The sequence below is a fragment of the Thiocapsa roseopersicina genome (assembly GCF_900106925.1).
GTDB lineage: Bacteria > Pseudomonadota > Gammaproteobacteria > Chromatiales > Chromatiaceae > Thiocapsa > Thiocapsa roseopersicina.
In genome coordinates this window covers 75748-99553 of the sequence record NZ_FNNZ01000020.1, presented here as the reverse complement: position 1 = coordinate 99553, position 23806 = coordinate 75748, and the positions used below count along the sequence as shown (strand labels likewise).

The window sequence follows — 23806 nt, the reverse complement described above, 5'->3', positions numbered from 1 at the left end:
AAGGCGAGCTGGCCCGCTCGCAGGACGATTGTCTGGCCCTTGCCGGACTCGACGAGACCTTGTCGCGCCATGACCGGGAGCGCGAGCCGCTCGCCACCTTGGCCGGGAGGCTCGCCATTGCGATGCGCCAATGCGCGGACCTGAATGGCCTGGAGCAAGGCTTCGCCGAGGCCAACGGCGACTGTGACCGTCTTCAGGCACTGGCCGACGGGCTGGATGTCTACCGAAACAACCTCCGCTTCCTCGACATCCGCACCCGCCTGGCACCCGAGCTGGCGCTCTGCAGCGAGGCCGACGCGCTGGAGGAGCAGATCGCGGCCATCGGCGGCGACTGCACCAAGGCCCGCGAGCTGGCCGCAAGTCTCGCCGACCGAGGCGACCCGCGCTTCGCCAAGGCGCGCAAGGCACTCGAGGCGCCGATTGCCGACTGCGATCGGATCGACCGCTACACCCGACGCCTCGCCGAGGCCGGCGCGGACTGCACGCGACTCGTCGCACTGGAACGCGACCTCAAGCGCGAGTCCGTTGCGTCGCTGCGACCGGTCAGTCGAGCGCTCGGCGAGCGGATCGGCCCGTGTCGCCCGCCACCACCGAAACCCGTCGTGGTCCAAGCGCCCCCGAAGGCCCCGCCACCCGAGATCAAGATCGGCACCAAACCGACCACCCCACCCCCGCCACCCCAAGGAAGCGGCTCCTTCGCCATGCGCGGCGACTGCACGGGGCGCCTCACCATCGACCCGACCTCCGGTTGGGATGGCGACCGCGTCCGACACATCGTCAGCATCGATCCGCCGGCCAGCGAGCGCGTCGCCCGCGTGACCTCCACCAACCCCGGATGCCGCAACTGCGCCCTGCGCAAGATCGGCCGCAACACCTGGCGCGGCGATCTCTTTTACGGGTGCCGTGGTCGCGGCATCGTCCAAGTGTCCTACGCCGCTTACGATTCGAGCGGTCGGATGATCTGCAGCGGAAACGGCAGCGACCTTTGTCTCGGGCGTCGTCGATAAGCAGCCGGGCGCCGCTTGGAGAGCGCCTTCGGCAGAGTATCTTTATTGCGATTGCCGCATTACCATCCGCCCCCTCTATTTCATTGCTTGGCATGTCTCAACTCGATGGTGCATCCCTGAACGATTCAAGAGACGCCGAACAGTGATCGATGCCGCCAGGCGCGACCACTACCAGCAACCCTATTCGGATATCTATGGACATCAGACTGACCCAGCTTGCCACCTGCGCGGGTTGAGCGGCGAAACTCGGCCCCGCCGAGCTGTCGCAGGTTCTGCGCGAACTGCCGCTGACCCAGCATCCGGATGTGATCGTCGGACTCGAGCATCCAGACGATTGCGGTGTCGTGCGCGTCGCGGACGACCTGGCGATCGTCACGACCGTGGATGTCTTCACCCCGGTGGTGGACAGTCCCTTCGATTACGGCCGAATCGCCGCGATCAATAGCCTGTCGGACATTTATGCCATGGGAGCACGCCCGGTGTCGGCGGTCTCCGTGGCCGGCTTTCCAGATACGCGTCTGCCGCTCGGGATCCTGACCGAGATCCTGAAGGGGTTGATCGCCGGCGCGGCGGCCTGCGGGGTACCGGTCGTCGGCGGGCATACGGTCAAGAACCCCGAGCCCCTGTTCGGGCTGGCGGTGACCGGGGTCGCGCACCCGGATCGTCTGGTGCTCAAGGGTGGCGCCCGTTCCGGCGATATCCTGGTGCTGACCAAGCCGCTCGGCATCGGCGTTCTCACGACCGCGCTTAAGAACGCCGGGCTTTCGCCGGAGGGGATTGTCAGGGTCACCGAACTGATGCTGGAGGCCAACGACAAAGCGGCGACGATCATGCTGCGTCATGGCGCGCATGCTGCCACGGATATCACCGGATTCGGGCTGCTCGGTCATGCGCTCGAAATGGCGCGCGGGTCCCGCCTGACCATCGAGCTGCACTGGTCGGCAATTCCGGTTCTCGAGGAGGCCCTGCCGCTTGCCGAATCCGGGGTCTTTCCGGGCGGTGCCCGGAACAACCTGAAGGCGTACCTGCAACGGGTCACGCTTGATCCGGCGCTCGCGGAATGGCAGTCCCTGCTGCTCGCCGATCCTCAAACCTCCGGCGGCCTGCTGATCGCCTTCCCGCCCGCGCGGGTGGACGCGGCCCTGTCCGATTTCGCCGCCGAGGGGGTACCCGCCCGCCGGGTCGGGCGGATGCTGGACCCCGGCCCCCGAGATGCCATCGTTTGCTCGGCTGATATCGACACGACCCACCAGCCCGGATAGACGACTCAAAACGCGGCCAAATTGCCCGGCCATGGAGTCAACCATCGGGCATGGACATTTTCATCGCTCTGCGCTATTGATTGGCACTCTGATCCAAACGATATCAATCGACCAAGGCATTGATTGAATTGCCAAAAAATTAGTCTTTAATGGATTAATTATATTGGCAAGTACGCTATCGCGGATCATGATCACCATGAACGAGAATGGAGCGATCGGAAAACAATGAACCTATCCAGACGACACTTCTTCAAAGTCTGCGCCGCCGGCGCGGGTACCACCAGCTTGGCGCTGCTCGGCTTCTCCCCGAACGAGGCGCTGGCCGAGGTCCGCACCTTCAAGCTGGCGCACGCCACCGAAACCCGCAACACCTGCCCCTATTGCTCGGTCGGTTGCGGCATCCTCATCTACAGCCTGGGCGATCGGTCCAAGAACGTCCAGGCCGAGGTGATCCATATCGAGGGCGACCCCGATCATCCGGTGAATCGCGGCACACTCTGCCCGAAAGGTGCCGGCCTGTTGGACTTCATCCACAGCGAGGGCCGTATCCACTACCCGGAATACCGCGCCCCCGGCTCACGCGAATGGCAGCGGATCTCCTGGGACGATGCCTTCGAGCGCATCGCCCGGCTGATGAAAGAGGATCGCGACGCCAACTTCGTCGAGCAAAACGAGGCGGGGCAGACGGTCAACCGCTGGCTCACGACCGGCATGCTGGCCGCCTCCGCCTCCAGCAACGAGACCGGCTATCTGACCCATAAATTCGCCCGCAGTCTGGGGATGCTCGCGTTCGACAACCAAGCACGTGTCTGACACGGCCCGACGGTGGCAAGTCTTGCCCCGACGTTCGGCCGTGGCGCCATGACCAATCATTGGGTCGACATCAAGAACGCCGACCTCGTCCTCATCATGGGCGGCAACGCCGCAGAGGCGCACCCCTGCGGGTTCAAATGGGTTACCGAGGCCAAGGCCCATCGCAAGGCCCGGCTGATCGTGGTCGATCCGCGCTTCACCCGCTCCGCGGCGGTGGCGGACTACTATGCCCCGATCCGTGCCGGCAGCGACATCGCCTTCCTGGGCGGTCTGATCAACTATCTGTTGAGCCACGACAAGATCCATCACGAGTACGTGCGCAACTACACCGACTTCAGCTTCCTGGTGAAGGCTGATTTCGGCTTCGAGGACGGCATCTTCACCGGCTACGACGCGGAGACGCGCAAGTACGACAAGTCGAGCTGGGGCTATCAGCTCGGCGAGGATGGCTTCGTGCTGACCGATCCGACGCTCCGGGATCCGCTCTGCGTCTATCAGATGCTGAAGGCGCATTACGCCCGCTACACGCCCGAGATGGTCTCGACCATCTGCGGCACGCCGCAGGACGCCTTCCTCAAGGTGTGCGAGATGATCGCCGAGACGGCGGCGTCCGACCGGGTCATGACTATCATGTACGCCCTGGGCTGGACCCAGCACTCGCAGGGCTCGCAGATGATCCGCACGGGTGCCATGGTGCAGTTGCTGCTCGGCAACATCGGCAAGCCCGGCGGCGGCATGAACGCGCTGCGCGGTCACTCCAACATCCAGGGTCTGACCGACCTGGGGCTGCTCTCCAACCTGCTGCCGGGTTACATGACCCTGCCGGGCGAGAAGGAGCAGGATTTTGCGGCCTATCTGGACAAACGCTCGCCCAAGCCGCTGCGGCCGGGTCAGTTGAGCTACTGGCAGAACTATCCCTAGTTCTTCGTCAGCACCATGAAGGCCTGGTATGGCGACGGCGCGACCGCGGAGAACAACTGGGCCTACGATTGGCTGCCCAAGCTCGACAAGACCCACGACATCCTCCAGGTGTTCGACGACATGCACGCGGGCAAGATGACCGGCTACATCTGCCAGGGCTTCAACCCGCTCGCCTCCGCGCCCTGCAAGGTCAAGGTGGCCGGAGCCCTGGCGAAGCTCAAGTTCATGGTCGTCATCGACCCACTGGCCACCGACACCTCGGAGTTCTGGCAGGACCACGGCGAGTACAACGACGTGGATCCGACCCAGATCGCGACCGAGGTCTTCCGCCTGCCCTCGACCTGCTTCGCCGAAGAGGACGGCTCGCTGGTCAGCTCCTCGCGCGTGCTGCAATGGCACTGGAAGGCCGCCAGCCCACCCGCCGAGGCGCGGGCGGATCAGGAGATCATCGCCGGCATCTTCCTCAAGCTGCGCGAGCTGTACGCGAAGGACGGCGGGGCCTTCCCGGACCCCATCCTCAACCTGACCTGGCGCTACAAACAACCGCACTCGCCGTCCCCTGACGAGCTGGCGCGGGAGTTCAGCGGTCGTGCGCTCGCGGATGTCACCGACCCCAAGGATGCGACCAAGGTGCTGGTCAAGAAGGGCGAGCAGCTCAACGGCTTCGCCGAGCTGCGCGCAGACGGCTCCACCGCATGCGGCTGCTGGATCTTCGCCGGGGCCTGGAGCGAGAAGGGCAACCTCATGGCCCGGCGCGACAATGCCGACCCCTACGGGATCGGACAGACGCTCGACTGGGCCTGGGCCTGGCCGGCCAACCGACGGGTGCTCTACAACCGCGCCTCCTGCGATCCGGCGGGCAAGCCCTTCGATCCCGACCGGATGCTGGTCGCCTGGGACGGGCTCAACGGCCGCTGGAGCGGATCGGACATCCCGGACTTCAAGGCCGACTCGCCTCCGGCGGACGGGATGGGTCCCTTCATCATGAACCCGGAGGGCGTCGCCCGCTTCTTCGCGGTGGACAAGATGGCGGATGGTCCCTTCCCGGAGCATTACGAGCCCATGGAGTCGCCGCTCGCCAACAACCCCATGCATCCGGACAACCCGCTGGCGCGGGCCAATCCGGCGGCGCGGGTATTCAAGGGTGACTGGGACAGCTTCGGCAAGCCCGACCAGTTCCCCTATGTCGCCACGACCTACCGGCTCACCGAGCACTTCCATTACTGGACCAAGCACTGCCGCTCCAACGCCGTCGTCCAGCCGGAGCAGTTCGTCGAGATCGGCGAGGCGCTGGCCGCCGAGCAGGGTATCCGCTCGGGCGATCATGTGCGGGTGCGCTCCAACCGAGGCCACATCGTCGCGGTGGCGGTCGTGACCAAGCGTTTGATGTCGCTCGACGTGGAGGGCCGCAAGGTCCACACCGTCGGCATCCCGATCCATTGGGGCTTCACGGGGGTGGCCCGCAACGGCTATCTCACCAACACCCTGACGCCTTTCGTGGGGGATGCCAACACCCAGACGCCCGAGTTCAAGGCGTTTCTGGTCAACGTCGAAAAGATCCAGACGCGCGTCTAGGAGGCGGACATGGCACTGCAATCGCTCGATATCCAGGCCCGATCCGCCACCACCACCCCCGTACCGGGGGTGCGTGAAACGCCCGATCTGGCCAAGCTCATCGACATCTCCAAATGCATCGGCTGCAAGGCATGTCAGGTCGCCTGCATGCAGTGGAACGACCTGCAAGGCGAGATCGGTCACAACATCGGGAGCTATGAGAACCCGCACGATCTCAACGACACCACCTGGACCCTGATGCGTTTCTACGAGGTGGAGCCCGAGGCCAACCGTCTGGAATGGCTGATCCGCAAGGACGGCTGCATGCACTGTGCGGACCCGGGCTGTCTGGCGGCCTGTCCGTCGCCCGGAGCCATCGTGCAGTTCAGCAACGGCATCGTGGACTTCCATCAGGAGAACTGCATCGGCTGCGGCTACTGCATCACCGGCTGTCCCTTCGACATCCCGCGACTCTCGAAAAAAGACGAGAAGGCCTATAAGTGCACGCTCTGCTCCGACCGGGTCTCGGTCGGGCTGGAGCCGGCCTGTGTGAAGACCTGCCCAACCGGGGCCATCACCTTCGGCAGCAAGCGCGACATGATCAACCATGCCAAGGAGCGGATCCTCGACCTCAATGAACGAGGCTTCGCGCAGGCAGGACTCTATGACCCGCAAGGCGTCGGCGGGACGCATGTCATGTACGTCCTGCAGCATGCCGACCGACCGGAGCTTTACGGACTGCCGAAGGATCCGACGGTCAGCCCGCTGGTCGAGCTTTGGAAAGGGATTGCCAAGCCCTTGGCGATCGCGACCATGGCCTTCGTCGGGTTCGCCAGCCTCTTCCACTACGTGACCAAGGGGCCGAACGCCGTGTCCAAAGAGATCGAGAAAGAGGTCGAGAAAGAAGAGGAGGAGCAGGCATGAGACGCGACCCCCGAGACCTGGTCCGCTACACCGCGGGCCAGCGCGCCAACCACTGGATCGTCGGCATCAGCTTCATCCTGCTCGGCATGTCCGGCTTGGCGCTGTTCCATCCCGCCTTCTATCCCTTCGCCCTGCTCTTCGGCGGCGGCACCTGGACGCGCATCCTGCACCCCATCTTCGGCGTGGTGATGGGACTGGCCTTCATCCTCATGGTGATCCGCTTCGCCAAGCACAACCTGATGAGCCGGGTCGACTGGAAATGGATCGGACGTATCGGCGAGATGGTGGACGGCATCGACGAAGGCATGCCGGCCCAAGGCAAGTACAACGGCGGCCAGAAGCTGATGTTCTGGCTGCTGCTGCTCTGCATGCTGCTGCTGATCCCCTCCGGGATCGTCTTGTGGCGGACCTACTTCGACTTCCCGGTCGAGTGGGTGCGGTGGGCCGCCGTCGTGCACTCGGCCACCGCCGTGGTCATGATCTGTCTCATCTTCGTCCACGTCTACGCCGCCATCTGGGTCACCGGCACCGTCCGCGCCATGTGGTACGGCACCGTCACCCGCGCTTGGGCCAAGCAGCATCATCGGACGTGGTTCGAGGAGGTGACGAAGCGGTGAGGTTTTGGGCGGCTAGCGTGTAGAATCGACGGGAGTGACAGAAACGTAGGGCGGGATTGCGCAGCGTATTTCGCCGTATGATGTGGACCTCCATGCGGAGACATTGCTGCACATTCTGCCCTGCGTGAGCTATGGCGACCTACGACGAACACACCATTTAACGACGTCAGTCCATTTCATGGTTTGGCGGTTTTATGAGGCTGTCGTTTAGACGCAACTGGACCAATCTGAGCTATGCCTGAGATACCCGGATTCTGGGACATAGGGCCGCATGATCCACTGCCGGTTGAGGCAACCTGGACCGATTTCATTACTTCCGCTGGCGGCAAACGCGTCTCGGAGCTTCTGTCGAAATCGCCGGACTTCGATAACGCCGACTACTTATTCGAGGATATCGGCGCGGTCTTGGAGTTGAAGGAGATTGAAACTGAGTTCCTCCGGACTGAAGCGGCTCAGTGCGGATTCGAGGCACTATTGGCGCGGTTGGTAAAAGAGGATCCGACCTGGCGCCCGCTACTCTTCGGTGGAGACGGCCAGTATCCAGCTTGGTTCAGCACAGAATTTGTTCGCTTAGCAAGGCCAGCGCTGCTTCGGGTCTTGAAAAAAGCGAACAGACAGATCCGCGAGACGAAGGAGTTTTTTAGAGTTAAGAAACCCTATGGAACTCTGATTTTCGTCAACGACGGATTCACTGGCATGGCTCCAGTTTTGGTCCACGCGCTGGCCTGTGACGCGCTTGTCCACTCCTACTCCTCGATTGATTGCTTTCTCTACGTCACTGTCAACCGCTATCTGGAAATAACGGGTTCGAACGAGCCCAAGCTGATCTGGAACCCCACCTATAGCGATCGCGCGACAGATGAGTTTGTGCAATTCATTGATGACCTTGGAAGGATGTGGTTCAGTTTCCTGGACCAAAAGATTGGCCCCTTTACCTCGAGATTGGAAACCGGCGATCGGTCGGCACTCTCCAGGTCAAAGGCCATCATCTTGCCACATGAGGACAGGAGCCCGCGTAGGGTGGAACTCCGATAGGAGGTTCCACCATTTGGGTGTCACTGACCTCGCCGCAGTCGGTGCTGCTTTTTGGATGCTACCAAATGTTGGTGGATCGGTTCGGCGTCTGAATGGCGGATCGCCCTATCGGGCATCCGCCCTACGATGACGACGCGGAGTGTGGGGGGTTGTCGATCGGGGCTGGGGCCGTGATACTCCGCCCGAGCAGCCCCGATATCTCCCGAAGGATGACAGGATGTCACGCTATCGTCGCTTCTGGGTTCCAGGCGGAACCTACTTCTTCACCATCAATCTGCAGGAGCGGCGCTCGGATCTGTTGGTGCGTCACATCGATGCGCTGCGCGAGGCGGTACGCCGTACGCGCCAGGAGCGTCCATTCCGGATCGACGGGTGGGTGGTGTTGCCGGACCACATGCATTGCGTCATCACTTTGCCCGAGGGTGACGCGGATTTCTCCAATCGCATCAAGGCTATCAAGATCCGTTTTGTCCGTGCCATACCCGCCACCGAGCGACGCCGCCGCTCCCGCATCGCGCGCGGTGAGCGGGGGATCTGGCAACGGCGCTTCTGGGAGCACGCGATTCGCTCCGATCTCGACTTCAGCCGCCACCTGGACTATGTCCATTTCAATCCAGTCAAGCATGGGCATGTCAGTCGGGTTCGAGATTGGCCCTATTCCACCTTCCACCGCGCGGTTGCGGCTGACCTGTACCCCGTGGACTGGGCAGACGTGCGGATCGACGAAATGCCTGTCGGCGAGCGGGATTGACCCCACGTAGAGTGGAACCTCCTATCGGAGTTCCACCCTACTCGGGCTGATCGAGGAGGGCGGAATTACAGTTCAGTAGTATCCTTCGATTGATGCTGTTCGTTCCGTGCCGCATCCCGCCGGGTTCAAAATGATAACTGAAAAGGGGCTGGCGGATCCGGTCAATTTGCACGTTATGCGCCGCGAAAATAGTGCGACTCAAGTGGGCGGAGAATAATGAAAGATCGGCTCTGTGAACTGAATGGATTGGGCTGGACCGACTGGTTCGAGCAAAGGACGGAATGCAAGCCAACGGAGACGATCGCCCGCGTTGCAGCTGTCGATCGTGATCAGTTGTTGCTCGTGGATCAGACCGGCCCTTTCCGGGCCAAGCTGGCCGGTCGCTATCTGCACCGCCATCACCTCTCCCATGAGTTGCCGTGTGTGGGCGACTGGGTGTGCCTGGAGAGGCAGCCGGGCGACGATTTCGGGGTGGTTCAGGCGGTCCTGGAGCGCCGGACCTCGCTGCGCAGGAAGTCGGCCGGAAACGCCATCGACGATCAGATGATCGCGGCGAATGTGGACTCCGTGGTGATCGTCCAATCCTGCCACTTCGACTTCAACCTCAAGCGGCTGGAACGCTATCTCGTGATGGTGATGGAGGGCGGCGCCGATCCCTGTATCCTGCTGACCAAGACGGACCTGGTGGATCCTGCGGTATTGGCCGCGCAGTTGGCCGAGATCGATTCGATCGGTGTCATGGCACCGATCCTGACACTGAGCAACGTCACGCGGGAGGGTCTGGAGGATCTGAAGCAATTGTTGGCGCCGGGAAAGACCTATTGCTTTGTCGGGTCCTCCGGGGTGGGCAAGAGTACGCTGATCAATCACTTGGTCGACCGAGACAGATTGGAGACCGGAACCGTCAGCGCAACGGGCGAAGGGCGGCATACGACCGTGCGCCGCGAGCTGATTCGTCTCGAAGGCGGCGCGCTGGTCATCGACAATCCGGGGATGCGTGAATTCGGCATTGTCGGCGCGGATGACGGCATCGGGGCCGGTTATGCCGAGATCACGGCCCTCGCATCCAGTTGCCGGTATCGCGACTGCGGCCATACCGGCGAGCCGGGTTGTGCGGTGCTCGGGGCGGTGCATTCCGGCGAAATCAGCCGGGAGCATGTTGAGAATTACCTGAAGCTCAGGGAAGAGTCCGACTTCTACCAAATGTCCCATGCGGAAAGGAGAAAGAAGGATCGGGAATTCGGTCGATACATCAAGTCGGCAAAAACGGACTTAAAGGATCGCTGAGGCTGTAGGATGCGGTGAGCTTGCGAACCCATCCTACCGGGCTATTCCGATGGCCGACGACACCGGCGACGCCATCGACGACGCAAAGGCTCGCCCGGCCAAGTAGCAGGCGAGCGGTATTCTGGCTCGGATCGAGCACATCTCAGGAATAAGGAGCACGATGTCTTCCCCCAAGATCCTCCAACCCGGCGAGATCGAGTCCTTCTCCGCCGCGATCCCGCGTCTGTTGCTGCCGGACGCGGACACCTACAAGACCCGCGCGGAGCGATTGCGCCGAGTCGCGCCGGGGCACAGCCTCGGGGACTATCTCACCTTCGTCGCCGCCATCGCCGACTGGCAGCAAGCGGCGTTCGAAGCGCCGACCGATTCGCCGCCGGACGCGACGCATCTCGATCGTTCGGCCACCGATGACTCCCCGCCGCTCGCGCCGCGGGGCTTGGCGCGCGACTCACGCTGGCGCGAGCTGGTCCGCGACCTGCCTGGCCGACTCGGTCCGGTAGCGCCGGTCCAGGCACAGGCCGTGCTAGAGCGGATTGTCGCCAGCGACGATGCCTGGATCGAGGAGCAAGCCGACGCCCTGCTGGCGCTTGATCTCGCCGGCATCGACATCGCCGCCTCGGCGATTATCGCCGCCGCCCTGCAGGTCTACTGGAGTCGGCTCGCCCGCGACCTGGAGCCGTCGCGGATCGCACGCCCCGGTTTTCCCGATCTCTGCCCCGTCTGCGGCTCGCACCCTGTCGCCTCGGTGGTCCGCACCGGCGGTGCCACGGATGCCTTGCGCTATCTGGTCTGCTCGCTGTGCAGCTCGCAGTGGTATTTAGAGCGGGCTAAATGCAGCACCTGCAACAACACCCGCCAGATCGGCTACCACGCGGTCGAGAATCCAGACTCCGCGATTCGCGCCGAATCCTGTCCCGACTGCCGCAGCTATCTAAAGATCCTCTACCAGAACCAAACCCCGGATCTGGAGCCGACAGCCGATGATCTCGCCTCGCTCGCGCTGGACTGGCTGATGAGCGACGAGGGCTATGCGCGCAGCGGGGTCAATCTGATGCTGCTGCAAGCGCCCTCATGACGGCAGCGCCCTCCAATCCACTCGCCCTACTCCCCTCGGTCGATCGTTTCCTGAGCTGGCCCGCCACCGCCGAGCCTCTGGCGGAGCACGGACGACAAGCGACGACCGCGGCGGTGCGGGATCTGCTCGCCAGTCTTCGGGGCCGGATCGGCGCGGGCGAGCTCGATCCGTCCACGCTGACCGAGACCGCCCTGGTCGAGCACTTGGCGAGCCTGCTCGCCGAGCGAGGCGCCTCCCGACTCAGGTCCGTCTACAACCTCACCGGGACCGTGCTCCATACGAATTTGGGTCGAGCGACACTCCCGGAGGAGGCGATCGCGGCGCTGGTCGAGGCCGCCCGTCATCCCTGTGCGCTGGAGTACGACCTGGAGACGGGCGGGCGCGGTGATCGCGACGACATCGTCGAAGGTCTGCTGCGGGAGCTGACCGGGGCCGAGGCCGCGACGGTGGTCAACAACAATGCGGCGGCGGTCTTCCTGCTGCTCAATACGCTGGCGTCGCGCAAGGAGGTGTTGGTCTCGCGCGGCGAGCTGGTCGAGATCGGAGGCGCCTTCAGGATACCGGACATCATGAGCCGCGCCGGGGCCAAATTGCGCGAGGTCGGCACGACCAACCGCACCCATCCGCACGACTTCGAGGCGGCGATCGGGCCGCGCACCGCGCTGCTGATGAAGGTGCATACCAGCAACTACGCCATCCACGGCTTCACCAAGGCGGTGCCCGAAGCCGAGCTGATCGCGCTGGCGCATCGTCACGAGCGGCCCTTCGTGGTAGACCTGGGCAGCGGTACCCTGGTCGACCTGGCGCGCTACGGTCTGCCGCCCGAGCCGACACCCGCGGCATCGCTCGAAGCGGGCGCCGATCTCGTGACCTTCAGCGGCGACAAGCTGCTCGGCGGTCCGCAGGCCGGCATCCTGGTCGGCCGCGCCGACCTCATCCGGCGGATCAAGAAGAACCCGCTGAAGCGCGCCCTGCGGGTCGGCAAGCTCACGCTGGCGGCGCTCGAGGCCGTGCTGAGGCTCTATCGCGACCCCGATCGTCTGACCGAGCGGTTGACGACTTTGCGGTTGCTGACACGCTCGGAGATGGAGATCCGCGCCCAGGCGCACCGACTGCTCCCGGCCCTCCAGCACGCGCTCGCCGCCTGGCCGATCCAGGTCACCGCCGCGTCGGCACTGTCGCAGATCGGCAGCGGCTCGCTGCCCGTTGACCGGCTCCCGAGCCATGCCCTGGTGATGACGCCGACGACCAAGCGAGGCGGCGGCCTCAATCGGCTGGAGGCGGCACTGCGCGGCCTGCCGACCCCGGTCATCGGTCGCATCGCCGATGGATCGCTGCGGCTGGATCTACGCTGTCTGGCCCCGGAGGCGGAAGGCCATTTCGCGGGCCAACTCGAGTCACTCGGTCTCTCGGAGCCAAAGGCTACAACGGCGTCGACGACGACACCCCCGGGCCGCGGCCAGGTTGAACCCATGCACGAACCACACACGCCGGACCGAACGCGCTCCAACACATGATCATCGGAACCGCCGGACACATCGATCACGGCAAGACCGCCCTGGTCCAGGCACTCACGGGCGTGGATACCGACCGGCTCAAGGAGGAGAAGGCGCGCGGGATCACCATCGAGCTGGGCTACGCCTACCAGCCGCTGCCCGATGGCGAGGTGCTCGGCTTTATCGACGTGCCGGGGCACGAGCGGCTGATCCACACCATGCTCGCCGGTGCGGCCGGGATCGACTCCCTGCTGCTGGTGGTCGCGGCCGATGACGGGGTGATGCCGCAGACCCGCGAGCACTTGGAGATCATCGACCTGCTCGGCATCGCCCGAGGTGCGGTCGCGCTGACCAAGATCGACCGGTGCGAGCCGGCGCGTGTCGACGCGGTCGCGGCCGAGATCGCCGCCCTGCTGGCGACCACGCGCCTCGCCGGCGCGCTCATCTTCACGGTGTCGTCCGTCACGGGCACGGGGATCGATGCACTACGCGCGCATTTGCACGCGGCGGCGCTGCGCCTCCCGCCGCGTCGTGCGCAGGGCGACTTTCGGTTGGCGGTCGACCGCAGCTTTACCTTGCACGGCACCGGCACCGTGGTCACCGGGACGGTCTTCGCGGGCTCGGTCCGCGTCGGCGAGGAGCTGGCGCTTGCACCGAGCGGGCGGCGTGTGCGTCTGCGGGGCCTGCACGCGCAGAATCGCCCGGCCGACACGGGGTGGGTCGGACAGAGGTGCGCGCTCAATCTGGCCGGTGTCGAGAAGGACGCGGTCGCGCGCGGCGACTGGATCGTGTCGCCGCGGCTCGCCATCCCGATCGAACGCTTCGATGCGCGCCTGACACTCACCCCGCATGCGCCCCACCCCCTGCGCCACTGGTCACCGGTTCACCTGCACCTGGGGGCGGCACATGTGATGGCGCATCTGGTGCTTCTGCAGGGGGAGACGCTCGCCCCCGGCGACAGTGCCTTCGCCCAAGTCGTGCTGGATCGTCCCATCGGCGCACTCCACGGCGATCGCTTCATCGTGCGCGACGCCGAGGCACGCCAGACGCTCGGTGGCGGGCGTGTCCTCGACCTCTTCGCGCCGGCCCGCAAGCGCCGCACCCCGGAACGGCTCGGCGAGCTGACAACCCTGGAATGCGAGATACCATCTGAACGGCTGAAGCGATTGCTGGTTCAATCCGCTTGGGGTCTCGATCTCGACCGGCTGCAAGCCGCCTGGAATACGCCCGAGCTGCCGGAGCACCTGCCACCCGATTGTCGTCGTATCTCGATCGGCAGCCGGACCCATGCTGTGGCACAATCCGCCTGGCAGGCCCTGGCGCAAACCCTGCTCGAGGGACTCGCGGAGTATCACGCGCGATCGCCGGAAGAGCTGGGACCGGACGCCGGACGGGCGCGCCGCTTATGGATGCCGAGGCTACCCCCGCCGATCTTCACCGCCCTGGTCGCGGACCTGATCGCGCAAGGCGCGCTGACACGCACCGGCGCCTGGCTCCATCGCCCGGAGCACGTGCTGACGCTGACGCCGCGCGAGCAGGCCAGTGCCGAGCGGATCCTGCCGCTGCTTCGGGAGACACCGCTGGATCCGCCCTGGGTGCGTGACCTTGCCAAGCGGCTGGATTTGGCCGAAGCGGACGTGCGGCTCTTGCTGCGCAAGATGGGCGGACAGGGGTTGCTGTTTCAGGTGGTGCGGGATCTCTTCTTCGTCCCGGAGGCGCTGGAGCGACTGGCCGCGATCGTGCGCGTGCTCGACGCTGAGACAGGCGAGATCCGTGCCGCGGACTTCCGCGATCGCACGGGGCTCGGACGCAAGCGCGGAATCCAGATCCTTGAATACTTCGACCGGATCGGTCTCACCCGGCGGGTGCGCGACACCCATCGGCTACGCACCGACAGCCCCCTCGCCCATCCCGGGGAGCCGATCCAGTAGCCGTTCGCCACGATTTTGGAAGGGCATCGCCTCCGGTGGGGCGGCCGGGCTTCAAACCCGGTTGGGGGTGTCAGACACTCCCGGGTGGGTTCGACTCCCATGCCTTTCCGCCATCCTTTGAAGAAGCGCCGAGCGATCTGGCCCTCTCCAATCCATGCCTCGCCGCCGGACACCTTGGTCGAGTCCGGGGGCGGCGATGCAGGTTCCGGGGCGATGGCTGAGCGGGTCGTAGCGGCGCGCGAGGCGGGCCGCGAAGCTGGGATCGGCGTTGGCGGCTTCGCTGTAGAGGGCACAGGCGGAGGGGCAATCGCCGGCCTGCTCAAGCTGCTCGGCGCGCTCGAAGATGGCCGCCGGGGTTGGTCCGTCGGCGAGAAATCGGCTCGCAGTCGTCGGCCAAGACGAGCCGGAATCGCACCAATCGTAAGGACTTGACTGCGCGAACGTCAGCGCGCCCGCGCGCGTCCGGGAGCGAGCAGTCCGACCAGATAGCCGCCTCGGCCGACGAGCCGGAGCGCGGTGTCGAAGACGTGGTTTGCGTCTCGGCTCACCAAGGTGCGGGTCAGTCGACCGGCGAGCGAGAGAATGCTCTGCAGCGACCGGACCCCCGCCTTCAGGCGACGTGTCGTATCGGCCGCCTCGAGCCGTCGCCAGACGATGGCGTTGGAGACGCCCTGCCAGTAAACACGGCGGATGATCCAACCGCGGGTCAATCGGGCGGCCGGGATATGGTGTCGCACCCCTATGGTCGGATCGTAGTAAATCGCAAGCCCGCTCGCACGAAGACGCTTGCTCATCAGCAACTCTTCGTTCGAGAGGAGGTTCGCACCTCGCCGGCCCAACTCGGTGTCGAAGCCGCCGAGCCTTGCCAGCAGAGCGCTGGGGAAGGCCATATTGGCACCGCAGAAGGCGTTGTCGGTCAGCCATCCGGGCGGGTCCGACCGCTCGAGGATCGAGTAATAACGGCCGAGCGTATCGTTCAACCAAACCGGCCGATCCTTGCCCCAAATCGGTACAACGCGACCGCAGACACAGCCGGGGGTCGGGAGGACTTGGTCGAAGGCCAGGAGGATCTTTTCCAGCCAGTCAGGGGCCGCGACGGCGTCGTCGTCCAGGTAGGCGACGAACGGCGCTCGCGCGGTTCGCCAACCCAGATTGCGGGCGTGACTGAGGCCGAGCTCGGGCTCGAACAGATAGCGCAGGTTGGGTTGCTTCTCTGCAAGGCCCCACACCAGATCCGCTGTTCCGTCATGCGAGTGGTTGTCGACCACCAGGATCTCGAACCATTCCGGATCCAGTGTCTGGCCCCTCAAGCTGCGCAAGGCTTCAACGAGAAAATCGACCCGATTGCGAGTACAGACCACCGCGCTGATACGCAACCTCTCTGTGGACATGGCTCAGGCGGTTCCTACATCGCGGAGCAAGCTGCGGCCCGACAGTTCCGAGGCGCTGCGTGCACCGATGAGATCGACGACCGTCGGGGCGATGTCGAAGGAGGAACGCTCGCCGTAGTCCCCCGCCGCGATCGACGACGTGGCGAGATAGGCGACGCCATGCGGGCCGGTATGCCCGCCGGTACGACGATAGGGCAGCGGTCCAATCATTCCGTATCTCGGATGAATCAGGGCAGTGGCGGGCGAGCGCCAGACGACGGTTAAGTCGGCATCGCTGTTGTCCAACGCGAATGGATCCTCGGCGCTCGGGCGCTCGAAGTGAGCGACTGCGCTCGTGCCGGTGCGCGGGTCGCGGCATTCGCCGAGTAAGTTCTCCAAGCGTTCGAGTGTATCGGCGTATTCGGTTGGATTGACTCGACCCTCCCGCTCTCTGCCCCGGAGATTCACACGAATGCGCCCGTCGTAGAAAGACGGCAACGCGAAGGCATTCATCTGCGACCACAAGGCGGCATAGCGTGTGGTGGGCTGCCAATTCAGCGGGCTCCGGAAGGGACCGAGAGGGCTGCCAGAGCCGGTCTTCGGCGGGAGTACGCGGCGCACCAGGCGTCGAAGCCCGCGACCGAAGCGTGCTGGACGAGCCGGGCGCAACTCCGGAGGGGGAAACCAGCTGCGGGCATTGTTCCAGCCTTCCTGTGGGTCGAGGTGCAGGATCGCATCCGGCGCTTGGGCCCAGTCCGACGAGACCTGCAGCAGAGACCGACCGAATGCATCCCGGAAGAGCAGCTCCGGAAGCAAAGCCATGCTCTGCAGATCGGAGGTGTTCGTCCCCATGCCGCCCATCGCGAACGCCAGCACGTCCCAGCCGGGACACGCCTCGGCCAGCCGGGCGACGAATCGGTCGACTGCCCGGTGCACCTCCAGCAGGGCATTTGCGGCTGCGGGGGCCGATGGGTGGGCATGCAATGGGTGATTCGGATCGACCCCGTGCCAGAGACCCTCGATGGCGGAGTGCAATTCCCCGGTAACCACGAAGAAGACGTCCGTGTCCGGGACGGCCTGCAGCATCCACAGGGCTGCCTCCAACCTCCGATCCACCGCCGCGGCGAGGGACTGGCCCATCGATTCGCAGGTCGCCGCACAGTAGGCGGGCGTGGCGTAGGTCCATTCGGCGGCCGGATAGGGGCCGAACCTGTCCTGAAACGACTGCGCGAGCTCAGCGGGCCGCCCGTACGGCTCGGTACCGGGATCGTGGGCGCCCCAGCCGACCAGGCCGCGCATCTCGGTGGTCCGGCGCAGATCCACGTAGGGTGCGTCGAAGACCGTGACACGGGCGCCGATCTGGTCTAAAAACGGTTTGAACCGTGCGCCTTCCTGCCAGACCTTGTAGGTTCCCGGGTCCAACTCGACCGCGGACCAGCGGCTCGCCGCCGCGGGCGAGAGGCCCGACGCGAAGTGCTCCCAGGCCAGTCCGGTACGCTGAGCCGGTCCGTGATCCAACCGAAAGCATGCGCTCCTTGCCCGCAGGGCTTCGAGCGCCGGCAATTCGCCACGGTCCATGAGTCGTTCGGCATAGCGGATCTCCAATCCGTCGAGGCCGATGATGAGCAGGCGGGGCCGACGTGCTGCACTGGATGCTGACGATTGAGCCATGGTTAATGGTCCTGTTCGGCTGCGACGAGCTGGAAGTATAGGCCGAACTGATTAGGTCAACGTCGGACGGGGCCGCCTCGCCAGGCCTGCCTGCCCAATGTCGGAGATTCCCGCATTGCTCGATTCGAGGATGCGAGTGCTTGAAGCCACAGGATTCAAAATGATATCGGCCGTCCCGACCGCGAAGCGGGTCTTGATGATCTCGCCGATACCCTCACACCCCCCAACGGCCGGAAACCGATCTCGAATTGCCGCACTCGGTCAGTGCATACGCATCCTCGGCCATGATTTGTTTTTTGCTCACGTACAGCGGGAGACGGGGGATCCCGGGGCGATGGCCGACTTCTGGGGACCGGACCGTTTCCTTGCACTCCCCTACCGACAATCTCGACCGCTGATGTGCCGTGTCCGTCGGAGGCTCCTGAGGCTGCTCGATCGAGAAGCAGCATTCCGCCGCGGTGTGGACGATTGGTACGACAACAGACTCGATGGGCGGATCCGGATGATTGCGCGGTCGCTCCGGCCTGATGTCGTCGTCGTCGAGTATGTCTTCTTCTCGAAGGCGCTGCGCTGCTTCCCCCGTCATGTCCTCAAGGTCATCGATACGCACGATCTCTTCAGCAACCGCCATCGCGGTTTCCTCGACCACTTCGAGACCTACGGCTCTTACTCGATAACCCCTCGCGAGGAACGTAAGGGACTCGATCGTGCAGACTTGATACTTGCGATTCAGGATCAGGAAGGCGAGCACTTCAGACAGATAACCAAGCGCGATGTCGTCACCGTCGGTCATCTGATCTCCGCCGAGCCACCGGCGGCGCGCCCACCGGGTGCTCGCCTATTGTTCATGGGCTCCGTCTGCAAGAGCAACACGGACGCGGTCGCCGTGCTCAGGGAACTCGTTCTGCCACGCGTTCGGGCGGAGATCGCCGACGCCGAGCTGATCCTCGCCGGTCCGATCGGCGAAGGGGACGATCAGCGGGCTGACGGCGTCATCAACCTCGGCCGGGTGGAGTCGCTCGCGTCCCTCTACGCAACGATCGACATCGTGGTCAATCCGGTTCGCGCGGGGACCGGCCTCAAGATCAAGAACATCGAAGCCCTGGCGTACGGTAAGCCTGTCGTCACCACAACCCTGGGGGCCGCCGGGCTTCAGCCGGGCGCCGGCCTGGTCGTCGCGGACGACCCGACAGAGTTTGCCTCTGCCGTGGTCGCGATCCTACGCGACCCGTCTGGATATGCGGCCTTGGCGGACGGTGCCCATCGATTCGCGCTCGAGTGGAGTCGGAAACAGCGCGCAGCGCTTCGGTGCGTACTGGACCGGGAGCCGGTCGAAAATGGCGGAAAAAGCGACTGGCTGCTCGAGACCGCGTTCCGGGGCCGGCCCCGGATCCGCCGTCGCATGCCTTGAGGTCGCGCGGGTGCGGTTCCGTTGGTCACGATCAGCGTACGCCCGCACCCACGGACACGAGGTGCCCGGCAAAAATAACCCGCATCAACCGCAGTGGTTGCGGCGGCATGGCTTATGGCGTGTTGGGTGTCGACATCGGCCGGTCGCGGTTCAGGGCAGCCTAGTCGGACGCAGCTTCGACCAATGAGCCAAGGATGTCTCCCCGGAAGCGCGTCAACCAACCGGTTAGGTCGGTGCCCCCGTTCCAGCGCGGAACGCCAAAGCGGAGACGCGGAGTACACGAAGGAACAGGGATCTGTTCTTCATGCACTCCGCGTCTCCGCTAGAGATTCCATGCGCCGAGAGATCCCAATCCCCCGCAGAACGGGGGATTGGGATGGCGTCGGACGTCAGTGACCCGAAGCACCCTCTGCACCGATGCCGGTTTCGCAGCGAATCCGCTGGGCATCGAAGGCAGCACGGTCGATCTTCGCGCGATCCGAGCTGTCGAGGATCGAGAACAGCCAGATGCAGACGAAGGAGATCGGGATAGAGATGATCGCCGGGTTGTTCAGGAAGATCAGGCCGACGGGTTTGCCGTCGGCGCCGACATTACCGAGCACGTCACCCCATACCGCCTTGGACATGATGGTCAACACCACCGCGCTGATGAGGCCGGCGAAACCGCCGATCAATGCGCCGCGGGTGGTCATCTTGCTCCAAAAGATCGACGCGACCAGAACCGGGAAGTTCGCACTCGCCGCGATTGCGAATGCCAGACCGACCATGAAGGCGACGTTCTGACTCTCGAAGGCGATGCCCAGTCCGATGGCAACCAGGCCCAAGCCGAAGGTGGCGAACTTGGAGACACGGATCTCCGTCGTCTCGTTGCTGCGACCGCGTGCGATCACGCTGGCGTAGAGGTCATGCGAGATGGCGGAGGCGCCGGCCAGGGTCAGACCCGAGACGACGGCCAGGATGGTGGCGAAGGCCACGGCCGAGATGAAGCCGAGGAAGAGATTGCCGCCGACCGCTTCGGCCAGATGGATGGCGACCATGTTGGTCCCGCCGTTGATGCCGCTGACCAGTTGAGCCTTGATGACCGTGCCGTCCGCCGCCAGGGCTTCGGGCTTAAAGAACTCGGGGTGCTGGGCCAATAGCACGATGGCCGCAAAGCCGATGATGAAGGTCAGGATGTAGAAGTACCCGATGAACCCGGTGGCGTAGAAGACCGATTTACGCGCCTCCTTGGCATCCGGAACTGTGAAGAAGCGCATCAGGATGTGCGGCAGACCGGCGGTTCCGAACATCAGAGCCAGACCCAGCGAAATGGCGTTGATCGGATCCGTCACCAGCGAGCCTGGCGCCATGATGGCGTCTCCCTTCGGACTGATCTCGACCGCCTGACGGAACATCTCCTCGGGAGAGAAGTTGAAGTGGTTCAGCGCCGCGACCGCCATGAAGGTTGCGCCGCAGAGCAACAGCACTGCCTTGATGATCTGCACCCAGGTGGTCGCGGTCATGCCGCCGAAGATGACGTAGACCATCATCAGGACGCCGACGATGACCACGGCGATCCAGTAATCCAGGCCGAACAGGAGCTGAATCAGCTTGCCGGCGCCGACCATCTGCGCAATCAGGTAGAAGGCGACGACGACCAGCGAGGACACCGCGGCCATGGTGCGAACCTGCGTCTGTCCGAACCGGTAGGAGCTCACGTCCGCGAAGGTGAACTTACCCAGGTTGCGGATCTGCTCGGCGATCAGGAACATGATGATCGGCCAACCGACCAGGAAGCCGATGGAGTAGATCAAACCATCGTAGCCGGAGGCGAAGACCAGACCCGAAATACCCAGGAAGGACGCGGCCGACATGTAGTCGCCGGCGATGGCCAGACCGTTCTGGAAACCGGTGATGCCGCCGCCCGCGGTGTAGAAGTCGCTGGCGGATCGGGTCCGCTTGGCCGCCCAGTAGGTGATGCCGAGTGTTCCCGCGACGAACGCGATAAACATGTAGATGGCAGTCATGTTCATCGACTGCTGCTCGACGGCACCTGAGAGGGCCGGCGCGGCAACGATCATGAAGGGAGTCAGCAGGGCGAAGAGGACGCCCCAAGTCGCGAAGCGTTTCATGCTTGAAGATCCTCGCGGATGGCCTTGGTCAGCTCATCGAATTTGCCGTTGGCCTTGGAGACATAGATCCCGGTCAGAATGAAGGCACTGAGGATAATGATGATGCCGACCGGGATGCCGACCGTGGTCACGGCACCGGGCGAGATCGGGGTGCCCAGAAGCTTGGGCGCGAAGGCGATTACGAGGATAAAGCCGTAGTAAATGGCCAACATGATGACCGTGAGGTTCCAGGCGAAACACTTGCGGGAACACACAAGCTCCTGATAGCGCGGATGATCCTTGATGGCATCGACCGTCGTCTGTTTCATAGGGGTACCTTTGGAGGCGGTTGTTTTTGAAGTCATCAGGTGCCCGCCGGATCCGACGCCAACGACAGGCATCGGCAAAAACGGCGCGCGAGGTCCGGACCTACGGCACCCAAGAGGTCTGGGCCGACAGCGGCGCGGTGTCCCGATGGAGGGTTTCGATCAAGCGGTCCCCAGGTCCCGGGGAGCGCGCGATTGTGTTGGGCTGGTGTCGGTCGCGTCAACGACTGCCTCAGCCTTTCTATCTATACAAAGAATTGTAAAAACCACATAAAGGCTTTGGGCGTGTCTCGGATACCTCGCAGGGGCTTCGACCGGATGGACGCGGCCCGCGTCTCGGGTCGTTCCGAGACGCGAGCCGAGCCGGACGCCCGCAAGAGCGATCCGGCTCTGCCGCTACATGAACGGATAATCGGCAATCCCCGGATTACCCGCCACGTTCTTGAGCTTCGGCGTGTTGAGCTTCTCGATCTTGACCGTCTTGATGTCGCGCAGATAGGTCGCGACCGTCTCCCAGATCGGCTCGCCCGGCGATTGGCTGCCGACCGTCGCCCAACCGGCAACCACGTAGGTCTTGTCGGCCTCGATCTTGGTACCGTCGTCGAGCGCCATGTCCAGGATGCGCTCGCCCATCGATGCGGTCGGATCACAGACGTAGTCAAGACCGCCGACCCGCACCATGTCCCCGCCCTGCTGGACATAGGGATCCGGGTTGAAGAGGTTGTCGCAGACGTCCTCGAGGATCAGCTTGATGTCCGCTCCGGTCATCTCGCGCCGGTAGGTCTCCGGGTAGGTGATGCAGGTCTGATCCATGACGTTGTCCATGGTGATCTTCTGGCCCGGCAGCACGGTCGTCCCCCATCGGAAGCCCGGCGAGAGGCTGATCTGTGCGTCGTTGACCTTGCGCAGCGCGTCGCAGATGACCTGATCGAAGGTGCCGTTGAAGTTGCCGCGGCGGAACAGGATTTCCTCGGCGGTCGCCAGCTCTTCTTCCAGTTGGGCCTTGTAGGGTGCCCGCACGCCCGTGATGTACTCGACCATCGCCGCGTTCGGCTCTAGCAGGTTGGAGAAAACCGGCAGCAGGCGATAGCGGAAATCCTGCAGCTTGCCGTCCTTCACCTCCATGTCCATCACGCCGAGGAACTTACCGTTGGAACCGGCGTTGGTAACGAGTGTCTTGCCGGACGCGTTCTCGACGATGGTCGGCGCCGGCATCCCGTCGTGCGTATGACCGCCGAAGATGACGTCGATGCCGGTCACGCGCGAGGCCATCTTCAGATCCACGTCCATGCCGTTGTGAGACAGCACGACGACGAGGTCCGGTTTCTCCTCTTCGCGCACCCGGTCGACGACCTCCTGCATCGAGCCATCGTCGATACCGAAGGTCCAGTCCGGCATGAAGCGCTGCGGGTTGGCGATCGGCGTGTAAGGAAATGCCTGCCCGACGACCGCGACCTTCACGCCGCCGACCTCCTTGATGGTGTAGGGCTTGAATGCGCGCCCGAGATCCTCGTCGAAACCGGGGAAGTCGGCGAAACGGTAGTCGAACAGCGCCTCTTCGCGCACTTTGACGTTTTGAGCGACGAACTCGCCTTTGAATTCGCCGACGTTCTTGATGACCTCCTCGTCGAGGTAGGTGAATTCCCAGTGGCCGGTCATGACGTCGACGCCGAGCAGATTGCAGGCACCGACCATGTCCATCCCGCGGGTCCAATAGGCTGTCCCGGAGCCCTGCCAGGTATCGCCGCCGTCCAGCAGCAGGCTGTTGCCGTCGCCGCGCTCGGTGCGGACTCGATCCACCAGCGTCTTGAGATGTGCGAAGCCCCCGACCGCGCCGTATTTCTCGGCACCGGCGTCGAAATCGAGGAAGGTGAATGCGTGTGCCTCGATGCCGCCAGGATCCACGCCGAAGTGCTTCAGAAACGCCTCGCCCACGACGTGCGGTGCCTGTCCGAGGGCCGGCCCGATGCCGATGTTGACGTTCGGCTCGCGGAAATAGACCGGGTTCAACTGCGCGTGTGTGTCGGTGATATGCAGGAGGGTAACGTTGCCGAACTTCGGCACCTCGTAGAGATCGGCCGGCATCCGCTTTGCTGCGAAAACCGACGAGGGGAACATCCCGGCAGCACCGGCAATTCCCATGAGTCGCATGAATTCACGTCTTGATAGTGACATTGGTTCTTAGTCCTCCGTTTGGCTGCAAGTGCGCCCCCTGCCACTGGGGCCGACGGCGTGGTGAATCCCGACTAGTATGCCCGGTCATGG

At 64.1% G+C, this 23806-nt stretch carries 19 protein-coding genes, 1 tRNA gene and 1 pseudogene; 15 read left to right on the top strand and 6 right to left on the bottom strand.

Going from position 1 to position 23806, the window contains the following annotated elements; all coding sequences use genetic code 11:
- The 14 genes and pseudogenes from BLV04_RS18465 to BLV04_RS18405 all read left to right on the top strand — a co-directional run.
- A pseudogene (locus BLV04_RS18465) lies at nt 1–1007 on the top strand (hypothetical protein); the annotation flags it as partial.
- 194 nt (nt 1008–1201) lie between these two features.
- Complete coding sequence (selD, locus tag BLV04_RS18460; RefSeq protein WP_371828653.1) at nt 1202–2269, top strand: selenide, water dikinase SelD; 1068 nt, start codon at nt 1202–1204, stop codon at nt 2267–2269.
- A gap of 225 nt (nt 2270–2494) precedes the next feature.
- Nucleotides 2495–3082: a molybdopterin-dependent oxidoreductase gene (locus BLV04_RS26195; RefSeq protein ID WP_093035701.1), complete on the top strand. Its 588-nt coding sequence runs from the start codon at nt 2495–2497 to the stop codon at nt 3080–3082.
- Between the two features lie 48 nt (nt 3083–3130).
- Nucleotides 3131–4003: a molybdopterin-dependent oxidoreductase gene (locus BLV04_RS26190; RefSeq protein ID WP_217633730.1), complete on the top strand. Its 873-nt coding sequence runs from the start codon at nt 3131–3133 to the stop codon at nt 4001–4003.
- Between the two features lie 15 nt (nt 4004–4018).
- Entirely contained in the window at nt 4019–5578 is a 1560-nt protein-coding gene (locus BLV04_RS26185; RefSeq protein ID WP_217633729.1) for a molybdopterin dinucleotide binding domain-containing protein, read from the top strand.
- 9 nt (nt 5579–5587) lie between these two features.
- A complete protein-coding gene (fdxH, locus tag BLV04_RS18445) occupies nt 5588–6481 on the top strand; it encodes a formate dehydrogenase subunit beta (protein WP_093035698.1) in 894 nt (297 codons plus the stop codon).
- Nucleotides 6478–7098, top strand: coding sequence for a formate dehydrogenase subunit gamma (locus BLV04_RS18440; RefSeq protein WP_093035695.1), 621 nt, complete (start codon nt 6478–6480; stop codon nt 7096–7098). The genes fdxH and BLV04_RS18440 overlap by 4 nt, the downstream gene beginning before the upstream one ends.
- 234 nt (nt 7099–7332) lie before the next feature.
- Nucleotides 7333–8133, top strand: a complete 801-nt coding sequence (locus BLV04_RS18435; RefSeq protein ID WP_093035692.1) for a hypothetical protein — start codon at nt 7333–7335, stop codon at nt 8131–8133.
- 217 nt (nt 8134–8350) lie between these two features.
- Complete coding sequence (locus tag BLV04_RS18430) at nt 8351–8884, top strand: REP-associated tyrosine transposase (RefSeq protein ID WP_093035689.1); 534 nt, start codon at nt 8351–8353, stop codon at nt 8882–8884.
- A gap of 216 nt (nt 8885–9100) precedes the next feature.
- Nucleotides 9101–10171 (top strand): ribosome small subunit-dependent GTPase A, encoded by a 1071-nt coding sequence (gene rsgA, locus BLV04_RS18425; protein WP_093035686.1) that lies wholly within the window; start codon nt 9101–9103, stop codon nt 10169–10171.
- A gap of 160 nt (nt 10172–10331) precedes the next feature.
- Nucleotides 10332–11246: a formate dehydrogenase accessory protein FdhE gene (gene fdhE / locus BLV04_RS18420; RefSeq protein WP_093035683.1), complete on the top strand. Its 915-nt coding sequence runs from the start codon at nt 10332–10334 to the stop codon at nt 11244–11246.
- Nucleotides 11243–12763, top strand: coding sequence for an L-seryl-tRNA(Sec) selenium transferase (selA, locus tag BLV04_RS18415; protein WP_093035680.1), 1521 nt, complete (start codon nt 11243–11245; stop codon nt 12761–12763). The genes fdhE and selA overlap by 4 nt, the downstream gene beginning before the upstream one ends.
- A complete protein-coding gene (gene selB / locus BLV04_RS18410) occupies nt 12760–14673 on the top strand; it encodes a selenocysteine-specific translation elongation factor (protein WP_093035677.1) in 1914 nt (637 codons plus the stop codon). The genes selA and selB overlap by 4 nt, the downstream gene beginning before the upstream one ends.
- A 17-nt stretch (nt 14674–14690) precedes the next feature.
- Nucleotides 14691–14786, top strand: a tRNA-Sec gene (locus tag BLV04_RS18405).
- 330 nt (nt 14787–15116) lie between these two features.
- Here the strand turns inward: BLV04_RS18405 and BLV04_RS18400 are convergent.
- The 3 genes from BLV04_RS18400 to BLV04_RS25035 form a co-directional block, all read right to left on the bottom strand.
- The gene (locus BLV04_RS18400; RefSeq protein ID WP_093035674.1) at nt 15117–16064 is read right to left on the bottom strand and encodes a glycosyltransferase family 2 protein; all 948 of its coding nucleotides are present in this window, start codon (nt 16062–16064) and stop codon (nt 15117–15119) included.
- A gap of 3 nt (nt 16065–16067) precedes the next feature.
- A complete protein-coding gene (locus BLV04_RS18395; protein WP_093035671.1) occupies nt 16068–17714 on the bottom strand; it encodes a hypothetical protein in 1647 nt (548 codons plus the stop codon).
- Between the two features lie 214 nt (nt 17715–17928).
- Nucleotides 17929–18507, bottom strand: coding sequence for a hypothetical protein (locus tag BLV04_RS25035; protein ID WP_175534692.1), 579 nt, complete (start codon nt 18505–18507; stop codon nt 17929–17931).
- A gap of 54 nt (nt 18508–18561) precedes the next feature.
- Between BLV04_RS25035 and BLV04_RS25030 the strand changes: the two genes are divergently transcribed.
- Nucleotides 18562–19125: a glycosyltransferase family 4 protein gene (locus tag BLV04_RS25030; protein WP_175534691.1), complete on the top strand. Its 564-nt coding sequence runs from the start codon at nt 18562–18564 to the stop codon at nt 19123–19125.
- A 389-nt stretch (nt 19126–19514) separates the two neighbouring features.
- Here the strand turns inward: BLV04_RS25030 and BLV04_RS18385 are convergent, their stop codons facing one another.
- The 3 genes from BLV04_RS18385 to soxB all read right to left on the bottom strand — a co-directional run bounded on the left by BLV04_RS18385 (nt 19515) and on the right by soxB (nt 23716).
- Nucleotides 19515–21236 carry a cation acetate symporter gene (locus BLV04_RS18385; protein ID WP_093035665.1) on the bottom strand — a complete coding sequence of 574 codons (1722 nt, stop codon included), beginning with the start codon at nt 21234–21236 and terminating at the stop codon, nt 19515–19517.
- A complete protein-coding gene (locus tag BLV04_RS18380; protein WP_093035662.1) occupies nt 21233–21544 on the bottom strand; it encodes a DUF485 domain-containing protein in 312 nt (103 codons plus the stop codon). The genes BLV04_RS18385 and BLV04_RS18380 overlap by 4 nt, the downstream gene beginning before the upstream one ends.
- A gap of 393 nt (nt 21545–21937) precedes the next feature.
- Nucleotides 21938–23716 (bottom strand): thiosulfohydrolase SoxB, encoded by a 1779-nt coding sequence (gene soxB / locus BLV04_RS18375; RefSeq protein WP_093035659.1) that lies wholly within the window; start codon nt 23714–23716, stop codon nt 21938–21940.
- Nucleotides 23717–23806 lie beyond the last annotated feature (90 nt).

Coding starts and splice junctions, on each gene's coding strand:
- BLV04_RS26195 (WP_093035701.1), top strand. CDS start 2,495: ATGAACCTATCCAGACGACACTTCTTCAAAGTCTGCGCCGCCGGCGCG.
- BLV04_RS26190 (WP_217633730.1), top strand. CDS start 3,131: ATGACCAATCATTGGGTCGACATCAAGAACGCCGACCTCGTCCTCATC.
- BLV04_RS26185 (WP_217633729.1), top strand. CDS start 4,019: ATGAAGGCCTGGTATGGCGACGGCGCGACCGCGGAGAACAACTGGGCC.
- fdxH (WP_093035698.1), top strand. CDS start 5,588: ATGGCACTGCAATCGCTCGATATCCAGGCCCGATCCGCCACCACCACC.
- BLV04_RS18440 (WP_093035695.1), top strand. CDS start 6,478: ATGAGACGCGACCCCCGAGACCTGGTCCGCTACACCGCGGGCCAGCGC.
- BLV04_RS18435 (WP_093035692.1), top strand. CDS start 7,333: ATGCCTGAGATACCCGGATTCTGGGACATAGGGCCGCATGATCCACTG.
- BLV04_RS18430 (WP_093035689.1), top strand. CDS start 8,351: ATGTCACGCTATCGTCGCTTCTGGGTTCCAGGCGGAACCTACTTCTTC.
- rsgA (WP_093035686.1), top strand. CDS start 9,101: ATGAAAGATCGGCTCTGTGAACTGAATGGATTGGGCTGGACCGACTGG.
- fdhE (WP_093035683.1), top strand. CDS start 10,332: ATGTCTTCCCCCAAGATCCTCCAACCCGGCGAGATCGAGTCCTTCTCC.
- selA (WP_093035680.1), top strand. CDS start 11,243: ATGACGGCAGCGCCCTCCAATCCACTCGCCCTACTCCCCTCGGTCGAT.
- selB (WP_093035677.1), top strand. CDS start 12,760: ATGATCATCGGAACCGCCGGACACATCGATCACGGCAAGACCGCCCTG.
- BLV04_RS18400 (WP_093035674.1), bottom strand. CDS start 16,064: ATGTCCACAGAGAGGTTGCGTATCAGCGCGGTGGTCTGTACTCGCAAT.
- BLV04_RS18395 (WP_093035671.1), bottom strand. CDS start 17,714: ATGGCTCAATCGTCAGCATCCAGTGCAGCACGTCGGCCCCGCCTGCTC.
- BLV04_RS25035 (WP_175534692.1), bottom strand. CDS start 18,507: ATGACCGACGGTGACGACATCGCGCTTGGTTATCTGTCTGAAGTGCTC.
- BLV04_RS25030 (WP_175534691.1), top strand. CDS start 18,562: ATGGGCTCCGTCTGCAAGAGCAACACGGACGCGGTCGCCGTGCTCAGG.
- BLV04_RS18385 (WP_093035665.1), bottom strand. CDS start 21,236: ATGAAACGCTTCGCGACTTGGGGCGTCCTCTTCGCCCTGCTGACTCCC.
- BLV04_RS18380 (WP_093035662.1), bottom strand. CDS start 21,544: ATGAAACAGACGACGGTCGATGCCATCAAGGATCATCCGCGCTATCAG.
- soxB (WP_093035659.1), bottom strand. CDS start 23,716: ATGTCACTATCAAGACGTGAATTCATGCGACTCATGGGAATTGCCGGT.